This is a genomic window from Photorhabdus sp. CRCIA-P01 (genome assembly GCF_003545805.1).
Classification (GTDB): domain Bacteria; phylum Pseudomonadota; class Gammaproteobacteria; order Enterobacterales; family Enterobacteriaceae; genus Photorhabdus; species Photorhabdus antumapuensis.
Window position 1 is genome coordinate 1 of record NZ_NMQR01000164.1, and the last position, 1,479, is coordinate 1,479.

Annotated in this window: 1 protein-coding gene; it reads left to right on the top strand. The window is 60.4% G+C overall.

The window, feature by feature from the left end:
• Window positions 1-1,479 (top strand): toprim domain-containing protein (locus D3222_RS24540; protein ID WP_118988347.1); only part of this gene is annotated, 1,479 nt, incomplete at both ends.

Below are 1,479 nucleotides of genomic sequence, written 5' to 3' on the forward strand. Positions count from 1 at the left end.
TCACCGGAAGCCAAAGCCTGGCTGGAACGACGCGGACTGCATCATCCTGAACTGGTCAGTCACTTTAAGCTGGGGTACGCAGGCAATCACGGTATCGGCGGTTCAGCGGGGTTGTTGCCGTCGAAATCGAGTAATGAGGGGCAGCAGTTGCGCGACAAACTGGCTGGGCTGGGCGTGTTGCGTACCACCACCCGGCAGGACCACTTCCGGGGCTGCGTTGTTGTGCCCGTTATCGGCTGGGCCGAATCGGCCAGTGTGGCCAGCCGCGGACGGGTGTTGCAACTGTATGGCCGCCGAACTCAGCCGGATTACAAAGTGTTGAAAGACAGCCCGAAGCATCTGTACCTGCCGTCAGCACTGGCCGGGGTCTGGAATGAATCGGCGATGCAGGCGTCAAATGAAATTATCCTGTGCGAAGCGCTGATCGATGCCATGACGTTCTGGTGTGCCGGGTTCCGCAACGTGATCGCCGCATTCGGGGTGAACGGTTTTAACCGCGATCACCTTGACGCCTTGCAGTATCACGGCGTGAAACGGGTGCTGATTGCCTTTGACCGGGATGAGGCCGGAGACCGTGGCGCAACCGGTGTTGCCGCTGATTTACTGGAAGCCGGCATTGAGGCATGGCGGGTCCAGTTCCCGCCGGGGTTGGATGCCAATGACTATGCGCTGAAAAGCGGCCACGCCGAACATGCGCTGGGGCTGGCCTTGCAACAGGCGGTTTGGCTGGGACAGGGAACGGCGCCGGGCGCGGTGTTCAGCCATGAACGGCCCGCAGCGCCGAATATGACGGAAGAACACCAAACGACAGGGGAAACGAAACCGGCTTCTTTAGCTGCCTTGCCAGAGCCACAGGTTGCACAAGTGCCCTGTGAGCACACGGCGTCCGGTGAATTGTTGATGAAAAGCGGGCCACGTATCTGGCGGATACGCGGGATGAAAAAATCCCCGGTGCCGGATGTAATGAAGGTGAACGTGCAGGTCCGTGATGAAACGTCCGGCCTGTTCCATGTGGATACGCTGGACATGTATCACGCCCGTTCGCGGCAGAACTACATCAGCACGGCRGCGTCTGAACTGGAATGCGAGTTGTCGGTCATCAAACGCGAAGCCGGGCGGGTGCTGCTGATGCTGGAACAGCAACAGGAYGCTGAGCAGCGATCGGAGGCCGAAGCCTCAGGGACMACGGCGGTGACGGTCAGTGCCGAAGACGAAGCCGCCGCGCTGGCGTTGCTGCAATCGCCGAATCTGGCTGAACAGATTATTGCCGATATGGCCGCCTGCGGGGTGGTCGGCGAATCCACCAATCTGCTGACCGGGTATCTGGCGGCGGTCTCGCGCAAACTGGATAAACCGCTGGCCGTGTTAATCCAGAGCAGCAGCGCGGCGGGGAAATCCTCCCTGATGGACGCCGTGCTGAACCTGATGCCGGAAGAGGAGCGTATCCAGTACTCGGCGATGACCGGACAGAGCCTGTAC